14 protein-coding genes and 1 pseudogene are annotated in these 13,375 nt (G+C 41.1%); 9 read left to right on the top strand and 6 right to left on the bottom strand.

Annotated elements, in window-relative coordinates; translation table 11 throughout:
• Positions 1–46: 46 nt before the first annotated feature.
• Entirely contained in the window at positions 47–1,147 is a 1,101-nt protein-coding gene (locus F7734_RS11965; RefSeq protein WP_155744857.1) for a hypothetical protein, read from the top strand.
• A gap of 263 nt (positions 1,148–1,410) precedes the next feature.
• Here F7734_RS11965 and F7734_RS11970 read toward each other — a convergent pair whose 3' ends face one another.
• Positions 1,411–2,007 carry an IS607 family transposase gene (locus F7734_RS11970; protein WP_155744858.1) on the bottom strand — a complete coding sequence of 199 codons (597 nt, stop codon included), beginning with the start codon at positions 2,005–2,007 and terminating at the stop codon, positions 1,411–1,413.
• A 174-nt stretch (positions 2,008–2,181) separates the two neighbouring features.
• Here F7734_RS11970 and F7734_RS11975 point away from each other — a divergent pair, with 174 nt between their 5' ends.
• Complete coding sequence (locus F7734_RS11975) at positions 2,182–2,469, top strand: DUF3368 domain-containing protein (RefSeq protein ID WP_243146833.1); 288 nt, start codon at positions 2,182–2,184, stop codon at positions 2,467–2,469.
• A 50-nt stretch (positions 2,470–2,519) separates the two neighbouring features.
• On the opposite strand, the gene F7734_RS11980 is transcribed toward F7734_RS11975, so the two are convergent.
• From F7734_RS11980 to F7734_RS11995, 4 genes are all read right to left on the bottom strand, one after another.
• Positions 2,520–4,595 (bottom strand): di-heme oxidoredictase family protein, encoded by a 2,076-nt coding sequence (locus tag F7734_RS11980; protein ID WP_207714079.1) that lies wholly within the window; start codon positions 4,593–4,595, stop codon positions 2,520–2,522.
• A gap of 77 nt (positions 4,596–4,672) precedes the next feature.
• Positions 4,673–4,900: a hypothetical protein gene (locus F7734_RS11985; RefSeq protein ID WP_155744859.1), complete on the bottom strand. Its 228-nt coding sequence runs from the start codon at positions 4,898–4,900 to the stop codon at positions 4,673–4,675.
• 92 nt (positions 4,901–4,992) lie between these two features.
• On the bottom strand, positions 4,993–5,505 hold the full coding sequence (locus F7734_RS11990) for an orange carotenoid protein N-terminal domain-containing protein (RefSeq protein ID WP_155744860.1): 513 nt from the start codon (positions 5,503–5,505) through the stop codon (positions 4,993–4,995).
• A 559-nt stretch (positions 5,506–6,064) separates the two neighbouring features.
• On the bottom strand, positions 6,065–6,556 hold the full coding sequence (locus F7734_RS11995; RefSeq protein WP_155744861.1) for an orange carotenoid protein N-terminal domain-containing protein: 492 nt from the start codon (positions 6,554–6,556) through the stop codon (positions 6,065–6,067).
• A gap of 207 nt (positions 6,557–6,763) precedes the next feature.
• On the opposite strand from F7734_RS11995, the gene F7734_RS12000 reads away from it, so the two are divergent.
• A complete protein-coding gene (locus F7734_RS12000; protein ID WP_279239697.1) occupies positions 6,764–7,039 on the top strand; it encodes an SDR family oxidoreductase in 276 nt (91 codons plus the stop codon).
• Between the two features lie 413 nt (positions 7,040–7,452).
• On the opposite strand, the pseudogene F7734_RS12005 reads toward F7734_RS12000, so the two are convergent.
• Positions 7,453–7,845 (bottom strand): annotated as a pseudogene (locus F7734_RS12005) (DUF6335 family protein); the annotation flags it as partial.
• Between the two features lie 430 nt (positions 7,846–8,275).
• On the opposite strand from F7734_RS12005, the gene F7734_RS12010 reads away from it, so the two are divergent.
• The 6 genes from F7734_RS12010 (at position 8,276) to F7734_RS12035 (ending at position 13,346) form a co-directional block, all read left to right on the top strand.
• A complete protein-coding gene (locus tag F7734_RS12010; protein WP_155744862.1) occupies positions 8,276–8,437 on the top strand; it encodes a hypothetical protein in 162 nt (53 codons plus the stop codon).
• 396 nt (positions 8,438–8,833) lie between these two features.
• Complete coding sequence (locus F7734_RS12015) at positions 8,834–9,235, top strand: DUF2267 domain-containing protein (protein WP_155744863.1); 402 nt, start codon at positions 8,834–8,836, stop codon at positions 9,233–9,235.
• 110 nt (positions 9,236–9,345) lie between these two features.
• Positions 9,346–10,443: a DJ-1/PfpI/YhbO family deglycase/protease gene (locus F7734_RS12020; RefSeq protein ID WP_155744864.1), complete on the top strand. Its 1,098-nt coding sequence runs from the start codon at positions 9,346–9,348 to the stop codon at positions 10,441–10,443.
• A gap of 130 nt (positions 10,444–10,573) precedes the next feature.
• Positions 10,574–11,272 carry an SRPBCC family protein gene (locus F7734_RS12025; protein WP_155744865.1) on the top strand — a complete coding sequence of 233 codons (699 nt, stop codon included), beginning with the start codon at positions 10,574–10,576 and terminating at the stop codon, positions 11,270–11,272.
• 107 nt (positions 11,273–11,379) lie between these two features.
• Positions 11,380–12,549: a zinc-dependent alcohol dehydrogenase gene (locus F7734_RS12030; protein ID WP_155744866.1), complete on the top strand. Its 1,170-nt coding sequence runs from the start codon at positions 11,380–11,382 to the stop codon at positions 12,547–12,549.
• Positions 12,550–12,698: 149 nt separating this feature from the next.
• Complete coding sequence (locus tag F7734_RS12035; protein ID WP_155744867.1) at positions 12,699–13,346, top strand: hypothetical protein; 648 nt, start codon at positions 12,699–12,701, stop codon at positions 13,344–13,346.
• Positions 13,347–13,375 lie beyond the last annotated feature (29 nt).

Raw genomic sequence — 13,375 nt, forward strand, 5'->3', positions numbered from 1 at the left:
TGAAAAGATTAATACTTTTATACTGAAAAAAATGATCTAGAGCATTATGTTAATAGGCTCCCAAACTGCTACTACTCCGGCTGTTGAATGTTTGATTAAGCTTTGGGCAGAACGTTACACGCTCGACTTATCGAGTTTATTTCGCGAGCAAGGCCCCTCGGTCTACAATTCCCTCATAGAAGCTTCTTCACTTGAAGGTAGAGCTTCAACAGTGTCCAAGTTACGCGAGGCGATGGTTGATGCCAAATGTCAATTTGCTGGCATACAAGCTAAAGAATTATACGAATATATTCCCAATGTTGTGAATTTAAGTGAGGCAAGGAGACTAACACAATTTGCTGTTCAAGTGTACATTGAGCTTCTAAAGCTTTATCAACAAGCATCCTCTGGTACCGAACTTCTAGAAGAAAAGCTGCGAATTCTGGCAAGTATGACTTCCATAAACCATTCTTCGCTATCAGTATGGGGTATTCCAGACATTGAAGATTTAGCCAAAGCTTTGGAAGGCCTGTTGTTAGAGTGCCAGGAGCAATACAAAGCCTCACAGGATTGGTGTACTCTTGGTTTTCTGACCACACAATTCAACTTTAGCAATCAGTTACTTCTCAAAAAGCTTGCACCAGTAGAAAGAGTTTTGATTTATCCTTACTTCAAGTTTGTTGAAGAACAGGTTGCCATACCTTGGCAGCGAGTTTGCGTAGCTGCAGCAAGGCATGAATTAGACTCTCTAGCTTTGACTCTTGTCCGGGAAATGATACCAGCTGCTTCCGACATCGCAAAAACTGTTTACCGTCAATTGACCAAATTCTTTTCAGACTATCGCGGTCGTCGAGGTGGATTTGACCATCCTGGTGTAGAGCACTCTTGCTTGCGCGACTTGCAGATGTTTCAAGCATATCTATGGCTTTGTGTTTTGGAGAGGAGCTTTGCACCCGTAGAAAAAGAATTGGTAACTGTGTGTGTCATGGTTATGGTACGAGTAGGAGTGCCGTGGGAAATAACGGCACAATGGAATAAACTTTTGATGGATGAAATCAGTCGCCGTGTTAAACCGGAACAACACTCTTTTCTACTACCTTATACCCAGGGAATGCAACAGACATTTTATGACCAGCGCAACCGCTTTACAGTGACCAGTGACCAGTAACCAGTGACCAGCGATCGAATAGCCCCAGGTTACAGGTAGGCAGATTATTTTTTGGAAATGTCTTTTGAAGTATTTTTTGGTGAAACTCTTGAAGTTAAAATATTGAATTTTGTTCTAGCAACATGACAAGTATTATCAACTATTTTAGATTTCAACCAGTATGCACATTTTTGGTTTGACCTAGTTTCGATTCTCTTCCCTTTCTGCTTCTTTAATGCCGTAACGAAAGCTCGACCTCCAAAGCTCTTTGGTCCAATATATTGTTATTTGTCTGGTTTGTCAATGTCGGTTTGATAATCCTGTTCTATTTTTTTTTCATAGCGTCGCAGAAAATATAATTTGCTGCTAAAACAATGCATTATGGACATGAAGTCTTGCATCAATTCATCGTGAGGACTTAGCTTTGAATTATTGAGTACTACAATTTCACAATCGTGAAGATTACACAGCCATTCAAAAAAATCAAAACCAAATCTAACCAATCTATCGGGATAGGCTACAACGATTAAGGAGATCTGCTTTAATAAAACTCGTTCTATTAAGCCTAAAAATTTTGGGCGCTGAAAATTCAATCCAGAGCCTATTTCACTGATACACTCATTGCCAGGGTATTTTTCTTGGAGATACAATAATTGTGCTTGTAAATCATCTTTTTGACTTTGGGTAGAAACTCGTGCATACAATACGGTTTTTTTAATTCCCGGTAACTGAAGATGTTTTTCAATTGAATTTGCGTTATATCTTCGATGATTGCTACCAGGCATTCTCATGCACTCTATTATCCCTTTGTCAGCTAAACGACTAAGGGTTTTAGAGTGGATATTATATCTTTCACTAGCTTCTTTAGGTGATAGGTACATATTAGACTCAATAGTTAATTTATCCCAGAATAGTCTAATATATCCAAAAAATCAATTATCAGATGTTACGTCATAATCCCTAAACTTGTCGCTGATGAACTAAATGCTCCTGAGTCACCGCCTGTTGTCCGCAATTGGATTGCTAAACCTCCCAATTGGCTACAAATTCAGACTTTGGAAACACGTAAAATATTAGGATTGGAAAAACTTGTCCCTGGTGAGCGAGAAGCAATTTTATTAGCAGAGCAAATCAAAGCTGAGTTAGTCATTTTAGATGACAAAGCAGCAAGACGTATAGCTATGGAAAGAGGTTTAAAAATTATTGGACTGTTGGGTATTGTGAAGGATGCTGCTAGTTCTGGGCTACTAGATTTAACAACTACTTTTGAAAGACTACAAGAAGCTGGCTTTTGGGTTGCACCAAATCTGCTTGAACAATTACTGAAGAAGGATAAAACTTAGAAGGTTGGTTATGCTTTATATCTTCTTCAGCAATATCTACTTTTAATTATTTAATTTTTTTGTATTGGCACCACTTGGGGGGCGTCGTCCAGTGACAGAAGAAACTCTATAAGATCGGTTTGACCTTGAGTAGAAAAACCAGCTTGTTTGTCTACCCAGTAGTTGTGACCGCTACCATCTGCATTGGACTCTTGCAAGTCGGAATTGGCACGGTTGGCTAAAACTGTTTGCCTGCGTAAGTTTCGATCTATCAGTACTCGCAAACTTGCTCTCGGTTCTGGTAGTATGTTACTTAATAATGTCCCCGGTATACCTAACTGGTCTGGGTTGACAATGTCGTAACCATTTTCATCTACCTTGAGCGCTTCTGGTCCTGCAGCAACACCGCCATCGTGTAAATAAGGTGCGGTAACGTTTAACCCAATTAAGCTGGGAACTTTGTAACCGCCAGAATTACCGATCGCAAAGGCAAGTTTGAAGTCTTCCTCTGAGGTAATATCTGTAGGAACGTTCAGTACAGGTGGATTTTCTGGGAGGGGAACCTGCACATTACTGGGATAGGTTTGCGGGGCTGTAAAATTGCGAGCCACAGGTGCTTGCGCCATTGCCCGTGAAGGCTGTGATTTAATTTCTTGCTCTGCAATGACGTGATTGTTTGTAAAATACCGTCCACTGTGGCATTCAACGCATCCAGCCCGCGTAAAAATAGCTGCCCCATGCTGTACAGCTGCGACATCTCTCGTTTCTACAGGAGGTGGTGCTAGGGTATTTTGATAGGCTGACATTCCATTAAGTTGTGCTGCTACCGGAAATCCAGGTGAATTTGCCATCAATCCATCAAGAATGAAAGGCGATCCCTTTGGGTAACCGGGCATTTTAATCACCTCATTAATATTAGGTGTACCGGGAGTGGGGTCATTTTTCTGGAAAAATTCTGATGGTTTAGCGCCTTGTGGCAACTTAAAAATTGGATTGGCAGCATTTTGCAGAATCACACCCAAGAAAGTGTCTTTATCAATGCCCAGAAGTTGCTGACTGGCATCAGCAATTGATGTCTGATCTGAGTTTGTTCCATGAACGTTACTGTTGAGTGTTGTCAGTCCGTGGAACCAACCAATGGCAGCATTACCACTCCAGCCGTAGGGATATGCACCGAACGTATAAGAAGGTGGATTTTGGGATGGATTGTTGTGATTATCGGGAGTTGAGTCAAAGTTTCCTGGAGTCCAAGTCAGTAATTGGTTATCGACTGCTTCCTCTAAAGCTTTAGCATCTGGTAAACGCCCTTCTTTATTGTCAGATTTAATGTAAGTATGTTCACCACGAGGAATCATCAAAGGATTCACACCTGTTTGCCGAAACCATGATGCTGAGTTACTCGCTAAAGCCAGCATTAAACCTGTATCCAGATCGTTATTGGGTGCGCCTTCAAGAATACGTCCAGTTTTTCGATCTACAGTGGCATGACATGCCGCACAAGTGATACCAACTCGAATTTTACCCTTGTTAATATGGGTAATCATTCCTAGCGGGACGAGCGAGTTAGCAGGTACGTCAAGCCCGGTATTCAGAATATCACCCTTTTTGAAGTTTCGCTCGCCTACTTTCATATCTCTATCCATGGTTACCTGAAGATTCGTTGTAGGCTGACCTTTAAGAGATAATATGGCTTTTGTCAAATTGACGAGATTTAATGGACCATTTAAAATACCAGTGACATCGGTAAAGAAAATTTCGTTTCCAAAAGTTTCTCTATAAAAAGCTTTTCGTCCAAGAGCGATTAAATCTTCTGTAATCGCAACAGCGCCATTATCTGTAGAAAGTTGCTGTTTCCCTTCTTCTGTTTTTAGTAAACTTTCGGCTTCAGCTTTACTAACAACTTTGCCTAACACATCATAAGAACCTATTTCCTGTGCTGTAGCTTGGGTTAGAGGTGTGTATGTATTGTTGAGGCTGGGTGTTCCCGGAAATGCAAGGTCAATTTGGTATGCGAAGAACCCAATAAAAAGAACGAGAGCTAATAATATAACGATTCCACGCAACCTCAGAAAAAGTGGAATTTCTTTAGATTGTCGTGCAGCTGGTTGACTGACTTGGGGCTCGGTAGTTTCTGGAGGTGATAACATAAGACCTGATATAGTTTTTCCAATTATTTGCTACAACAACAAAGGCGATTCGTGCTATTCGATAGGAGCGGAATTTCTTAAAAAGAGCGACCGCAAATAGAATCTACATAGGCTGCTGGCTGGTTTCTATTTTGTTCTCGACAAAGTAAAAACTGTGCTAGACGCTGTTGATAGTAATATTGATGGGCAATCCAACCAAGAGGCGCACCTGCGATCGCTCCAATGAGCAAACCAGTTATTAGACTATAAACAAGATGTCTTCTTTTAATGGTATTACTTCCAGTCGCAGTATTTTGTGTTACCATAAAACCTCCTTATACTTTGCACTGTTAACGACTGTTATAGAATAAGCAATGCCCACCCTATAACAGTCGTTAACAGTACAAAATTGCAGTCATTACACAACCAGTTTGAGGAAAGAAACTAGTTCATCTGTGTTGAAAGACTGAAGTGTAGTCAATACTTCTGTGGCATCTTGAGTCAGTTGAGTGCCATTAGGAATACCAACAAAACCACTTCCCAGTTTTCCTGCTAGCAAATACCAGAAAGCAATCTTACCTTCAGCGCCTAATGAATCATAGGCATGAGCGGGAATTTTTGTGTCATTGCCAGTTACAAGTTCAGCCAATGCTTTGCTAGGGTGGGGATCGAGTACGCTAGCATCCTTATCATTTCTTTCTGGAGATAAGAACTCGCGCAAAGCTGATAGCTGATTTTCTAGTGACAGTTGCTGAATTCGTGATATTAAGCTATTAGCATCTTGTGTTGGTAATGCATTTGCTGCATCAGCAGGAATTGAATCAGCAATTTGTTTGTAAAAAGACGCTAACACCGCTAGTTGATCGTCAATAATCAAACTTTTGAATGCAGATGCAGCTTCTTGTACTGGTCTGACGTTTGTAGATGTCATGTAAATCTCCTAATTAGTATGGAAATGGGATCTGGGGCATGGGAATTGGAAATTAATTTTTTGCTAGGTAGGGAAGACAGCCCACCATTCAAGGATGTGCGGTATACACCTACCTACCTGGTGATATTTTGGCGAAAAGGGAGTAGTCCCTATTCCCAAATTCCTATTCTCTCAGTTGTAAGAAACTCGGTTTTTAAATAGGTGTTAAGATGCAATTCTGAAAAGATTTCGCTTCCACAAAAAGTAATTCCAGGAATACTGTGTCAAATTTACTACAGTTTTGACTTTTCTTTGCCTTTACTCCTTTAAGGTTAAAGATTCAAGTTCTTACGAAATCACTGTTAAAAGATAGAAATGATATAGAAAAATAAAAATTTGATACCTACCTAAAGAGAGATGAAAACAAGCTAGCAAAATTAAAAAAATATTAAGACTATAAGTCAAAGGCGTGACGGCTATAAGTGGGTGCAACTACTTAAGTGATTTTCAACAGAGAAAAGCACAGAATAGAAATTTAACTTTCTACTCCGTGCTTCTATCTTTTTTGTTCAGCTAGATACTAAACTTCAGCACCTGCTTTTGGTTCAGCCCCCATTGGAGAGACGTAATCGCGGAAAATATTCATTTGCTGCTCAAATTCAACTTGCTTAATTTTATTGAGCAATTCTTGAGATTGGGAAGAAAGCTTGTAATCAGAAGGCATGGGGACAATAATTGCGTTCTCCATCCCTTGAGCTAAGCGATACCAAAATAGTAATTTTGTAGTATCGCTCATGGAACCATACATACGGCTGTATTGATTATCTGCGTTATTAATCAAATCGCGCTGAAACTGTAGTTGTTCGTCGTGAGGTAGCGCTTTAATTTGATTGAATAACCCTTCAGCAACACTATCAGAAACTGTACTTGCTCCTGGAGCGGCTGGAGTTATAGACTTGCCCATTTCTTTATAAACAAACCAGAACAAAGCCAATTGTTCATCTACAGGTAAATTTTGAAAAGCTTGAACGTGTTCGCGAACATTAGGATCGTTAGTTTGAGTAAATGTCATAATCCACTCCGATTGCAAAAAAAACTTTCACGCTTCACGCTATCAAAGTTGAAATTGGTGTTTAACCCCACTGAAGACAGATGTATGTAAATCAAAGAGAAGAACAATTGGTGGTTAGTGGTTGGTGGTTAGTGGTTAGTGGTTAGTAGTTAGTAGAACCACTAACCATTAACCACTAACCACTAACCACTAAAGGAAGATGGACCAATGAATGCGAAAATGGAAAAAAATCTGATTGATGCCACACCACTAGCAAGACGAGGTACACCAGAAGAAATAGCTAACGTTTATGCCTTTATCGCTTCTGATGAAGCTAGTTATGTCACGGGTGCATTATGGTTGGCTGATGGAGGAGTCACTACTGCAAAGGGATCTGCTGGTTCAGACACTCCATTCTGGATGCGGTTTGCACCTAAAGGTGAATTGCGCCTCGACCACTCCAAAGAAGGATTAGAGAACAAGCAAACACAAACCCTCATTTAAAATACTTCACTACGGCAGAGGGCAGAAAGCATCTTCACAAATGAATTCAGGGAATTTACAGCCGTTTCCACTTAATTAGACCATACTCTTAATCCTTTTGCGCCTTTGCGCCTTTGCGTGAGACAAAAAGATATGGTTCATTTACCTGAAAATAACTGTAATAAAATTGTCAAGCATTTATTTGTCTTTGGACGCTTCTACCCTCTACCTTCTGCCAGACTGTTTAAGTTGCGGTCATGTTGTTGATAAGTTATAAATAAGTACTCCGAGCCAGTACAGGTAGTTCACACTTCATTGTTAAGAGTTGGTATTTCCTGATGGAAAGTTGCAGGATCGGAAAGGGAACGCGAACTTTGTAAATCGTCATCTCGGAGACTATCCGGTGTTCTCATCTCTCCTTCTTCCCCTTCTACTCCCCTTTGTTGATAATCTTCTGAAGACATGGGATCTAACTCCCAACGATTGTCATCGCGCCGATCAAAAATATCCACTGCTCGGAGATCAGCTCTATCATCCATTTCCATGCCAACAGCAGCGCCAAGGTCATCTACAATATCTTGGTCGGGAGTAGGAACTGTACCGCCAACAGCCTCATCCCCTACTGTTGCTTCCAAATCCCAGCGAGCATCTATATCTCCCCCTGTGATCTCTGGACTGGCTTCTACGTTACCTATATCGTCATACTCGTTGTTGCGATCGCCTAGATTATACCCTGGCATATCTTTGACACCAGTTCCGTAGGATTCAGTGATGACTTGTGGCAAATCATCTGTATCAAAGTTCTGATTTGAATTTTCTTCTACCATAACTCTCCTATTTTTTGGTGCATTTTCACGATAACGCGTTCTCTATCCAGGATTGTCAGCCTAAAGATTTACTACGTCCGAGGTAATAAAAAGTTAAAAATATCTTTCTTTAGTATGAGGCAAATATAATAGGATACACCTAATTTTTTATATATGATATGGTCACTTCAAAAAAGTTATGGGTAAAAAGTTGGAACTCAAGAAATTCTTTCAGTAGATTCCAGATTTTAACCCATAGCTTATTCCTTTATGGAAATTCTATAGGAATCCTATTTGAGATCCAAAGAAGGGAGACAAGGGAGACAAGGAAGAGGTGTTTGTAAATCATTTAGGACTGCTATAAATCATTCATAAAGAGAACAGGGGAAGGGGAAGAGTACAGTCGAGTACAATACTGCAAGGGTTGAGAAGGTTAGGTGAAACCCAACAAATGCCTATAAATGTTGGGTTTCGTTCCTCAAACGCCAGTAAAGGTGCGGAGGGAAACCCTCCTATGGCGCATTCGCGCCACGCACACGGTTCAGGGCTGGCTCCCCAACCTACGTATTTTCGTATTTTTAGCCAAAACCCAGGTAGTATTGCAGTCGGGTGAACATTGTCCACTAAAGTATCCTTTGCATCAAGTTCAGTTCATTCAAATAGTACTCTTTGGGGGGCTTTGAAGAATCTCAGCAGTATTGAGAGAAAATGAAAATAATAAATGTATCACTTTAGAGATAAAAGGCATATATCCCAAAAGAACGAAGAAAAACCAGAAATGTCAGCGTAATAATAAAGGTAATGAATTCATGGTCGAGTGATAAGGGAGTTAGGATTTATGACTTGGGGTATGCTTACATAACTCATCCCCAACTCATGATTCCTAACTGTTTTCTAAAATTACTCCCATAGCCGCTAAATTTTATAAAGATAAAAATAAGTTGCGTTTTATAAAATTACAGTCTGCTTAAATCGGTGATTGCAGTCAGTTCAGTATTGGAGGTCAAAAATGAAATATGGTGAATTTATCAAACACGTTCAAAGCGTAGCCCAATTAGAATCCCGTGAAGATGCAGAACGTGCAACCCGTGCGACACTAGAAACTATCAAAGAGCGCATAGTTGGAGACGAGGCAAAAGATTTAGCATCTCAGTTACCGAAGGAACTAGGGGAGTACTTGCACGGGCGTGAAGGTGAAAACGGTCAAGCATTCTCAATGCAGGAGTTTATTTCTAGAGTGAGTCAGAAAGAAGGAGTCGAGCCAGTTGCTGCAGCAACACACACTCGTGCTGTATTCACTGTGCTGCGAAACGCTGTCACCCCTGGTGAGTTTGAGGATTTTCAGGCTAATTTCTCAAACGACTATGCAGAGTTGTTTCCCTCCTCACCAATTAGTATGGCTAATGGCTAATGGCTAATGGCTAATGGCTAATGGCTAATGGCGGATAGAAGAGTAGAAAACTGACAATTAGCAATTAGCAATTAGCAATTAGCTCTTTTATAAATTTACAAGGAAATACCATGGCACAATATAACAATCATTCTGGAAAAAAAAGAGTCGCTATCCTGATTGAGAACTATGTAGAGGATTCAGAGTTCCAAGTTCCATACAACGCTCTGAAACAAGCAGGAATGGAGGTTGTTGTCCTTGGTGCTCGGATGAATGAAAGCTACAAAGGCAAACAAGGCAAACTTTCCAAACAGCCTGATGGTACCACAGCAGAAGCGATCGCATCCGAATTTGATGCTGTAGTAATCCCTGGAGGTATGGCTCCTGATAAAATGCGTCGCAACCCCAACACTGTTAGGTTTGTGCAAGAAGCTATGCAGCAAGGAAAGATTGTAGCTGCTGTTTGTCACGGTCCACAACTGTTGATTGAAGGGGATTTGCTTCGAGGTAAGCGAGTGACAGGCTTCTTGGCGATTAGCAAAGACATGATTAATGCGGGTGCTAATTATATAGATGAGCCTTTAGTCGTTGATAGCAATTTAATTACATCACGCCAACCAGGAGACTTAGCCATTTTTACCACAGCTGTTTTGAGCCGCTTGGGATACGGTGGTAAAGATGCAGCATTGCCAAGTGAGACAGACACAGCAGCGGAATGGTGGAAACTTGCTGATGCTTGGGGCGGTTCTACCAAAGGTGATATTGTCAAAGCGTTGAATACAGCGCTTGCGGGTGAGCGTTATTCTTTAGAAGCGTTAGAAAATTATATCCAGAAAGAATCAGATGCACAAGTGAAGTCAGTCTTTCAAGAACTGGTAGGCAGCAAACAACGTAATATCAGCATCTTGGAAGCACGTCTGGATCGATTAGGTGAAAAGCCTTCCTTGGCAGCAAACATCGCTAACCAATATGCGAAAGTGAAAACAGCCCTTACAGGAAGCGATGATATATACCAATTGCGTAGCGCTTTAGGTGATGTGCAAACTGGTATAGGTGATATTGGAGCTTTAATGGCAGCAACAACCGATCCAGTTTCAACTGCCATTTTTACACAAATCCACAACGACCTACGGACATACGAGCAACGGCTAGTAGACTTGTATCGCGCGCGGATGGGTGCAGGAGTTAAGCCAGCGAAGCCGACTACAGGAGCTGCTGTGTCGATGTAGATTTTTGTGGAACGAACCATAGGCGCAAAGATAGCGTAAAGAGTTCAGGAGGGGAGCTTTGCGCCTGGATGGTTCGTTTGTACAGACGCGTCAAAACACGTCTATACAATTTGTAAAGGAGAATCATAAAATGGCATCTATATCAGAAAATAAGCAAAATCAAAGTAAAACAGAAGCCAGTGAAACCGAACGTTGGGCTTCATTGCTTGGCGGTAGTGCAATGGTATTAATGGGTTTAAGCCAACGTTCCTTAAGAGGGGTACTTATGGCTGTAGCGGGTGGTGGTCTGATCTATCAGGGTGCAACAAAACAAAGTACGCTTCAGCAAGCACAACAAGCAATAGGCATGACTCAACAAGCGATTAAAGTTGAAAAAACCGTGACTATTGATAAGCAAGCAGATGAACTTTATCGTTTCTGGCACGACTTTGAAAATCTCCCCAGATTCATGAAGCATCTCAAATCCGTAAAGGTGTACGATGCAAAACGTTCTCATTGGATAGCCACTGCACCTTTAGGTGGAAGCGTGGAATGGGATGCAGAAATTCTAGAAGACCGGGAAAATGCATTTATTTCTTGGGCTTCAGTAGAAGGAGCAGATATTGATAACTCTGGTTTTGTTCGCTTTAAATCAGCACCCGGTAACCGTGGGACTGAGGTCAAGGTAGTCATTGAATATTTTCCACCGGGCGGGGCGCTGACAGCAACTTTCGCTAAACTCTTTGGTGAAGAACCAGAACAGCAAATTGGTGACGATCTGCGCCGTTTCAAAATGTTGATGGAAGCAGGCGAAATTGCTACCACAGAGGGACAACCTAGAGGAAAATGAAGAAATTATGAATGATAAATTATGAATTATGAAAATAAAAAATAATTCATAATTTATCATTCATAATTTACAATTTCCCCATTCATAATTCATAATTCATAATTCATATGAAAGCAGTCTGTTGGTACGGTGCTAATGATGTACGGGTAGAGAATGTACCAGATCCAACAATTCTTAACCCCCGTGATGCAATTCTCAAAATCACATCAGCAACTATATGTGGTTCCGATCTACATATATATGACGGCTATATCCCAACGATGAAAGCAGGTGACATTATTGGTCACGAGTTTATGGGAGAAGTTGTTGATGTTGGTCGTGAAGTTAAGAAGTTAAAAAAGGGCGATCGCGTTGTAGTATCTTCAATCATCGGATGCGGTCAATGCCACTACTGTCAACAACAGAAGTGGTCGCTGTGCGATAATTCCAACCCCAACGGTTGGATAAATGACAAGTTATTTGGTTTTGGTACAGCAGGAATTTTTGGCTATTCTCATGCTTTCGGTGGTTATGCAGGAGCTTTCGCCGAATACATACGAGTACCGTTTGCTGACTACGGTGCTGTACAAGTTCCAGAAGGTATTCCTGATGAAAAAATACTGCCTATTTCCGATGCTTTCCCCACTGGTTACATGGGAGCAGAAATGTGCAATATTTCTCCTGGAGACACCGTAGCTGTTTGGGGTGCAGGTCCCGTAGGTCTGTTCGCCATGAAAAGCGCCTATATGCTGGGTGCAGAAAGAGTGATTGCCATTGACCGAGTCCCCGAACGGCTCCATATGGCTCAAGAATTCGCTAATGCGGAAACTATTAACTATGAAGAAATTAGTGCAGGCGATGCTCTTAAAGAAATGACAGGCGGACGTGGTGCTGATGCTTGTATCGATGCTGTTGGGCTTGAAGCACACGGTATGGGTTTAGAAGGATTTTACGATGAAGCCAAGCAAGCAGTGAGATTAGAAACAGATCGTCCCCACGTGCTGCGCGAGATGATTTTGGCTTGTCGAAAAGGCGGAATATTGTCAATTATGGGTGTTTATGCGGGATTTGTAGACAAAATACCTATGGGTGCAGCTATGAACAAAGCCCTGACATGGAAAATGGGGCAAATGTTCGGTCAAAAATATATGCCCATGTTGGTGGATCGGGTTCTTAATAACGAAGTCGATCCATCCCGTGTTTTCACCCATCGCTTACCCCTAGAGGAAGCAAAGCAGGGCTTTGAACTGTTTAAACATAAGAAAGATAACTGTGTCAAAGTTCTGTTGAAACCATAAAGTTTGTTGGTTGTTGGTTGTTGGTTGTTAGTTGTTGGTTGTTAGTTGTTATTAGAACTACTAACCAGTAACCACTAACCACTAACCCCTAACCACTAACCACTAACTACTAACCACTAACCAAATTCTGATTATTTTGGAGGAAATGCATGAAACGCTTACATCAAATTTTGACAGTTTTTTTGGTAGCATTGACCTTTTTTGTCATGCAAGCTTTTGGCTACAGTACATTACAAGCGCAAGCCGATCAAACTGTAACTAGCCCAGAGGGTATTTACTATAAAGCAGTACCCGGAGAAGCACGCAATGTTAACAGTACTGACAAGCTCAGAACTATTGATAACAATAATGTGGACAACACAAATAACAACAGCAATGGCAACGATCTGATTGAAAATGCCAGAAAAAGCTTGAAAGAAACTGCTGATAATGTCCGTGAAACAGTTTCTCGGAGTGTTAATGATGCTGCCCAAAATATGGGTGATAACGTGAAAACTCCAGAAGGTCTTTATTACAAATCAACACCTAATGCGGGTAACTATAGCAATAGCGATCGCTACTCCCAAAATTCCGGTAGTGCAGGTAACTATAGCAATAGCGATCGCTACTCCCAAAATTCTGGAAATCCTTTAAAAGATGCTGCTGAGAATGTTCGGGAAAAGCTCAATTTAGATGAAGAACTTCCTCGTAGTACAAAGGAATTTTTGAATTCAACTGAAAAGAGAGTTGAAAAAACAGTTAAACCAATTACTCAAACCCCAGAAGGTTACTATCAAGTACCTCCTCGCGTCCGGTAATTAGGGATTAGGGAGTAGGGAGTAGGGAG

It is taken from the genome of Scytonema sp. UIC 10036 (assembly GCF_009725235.1).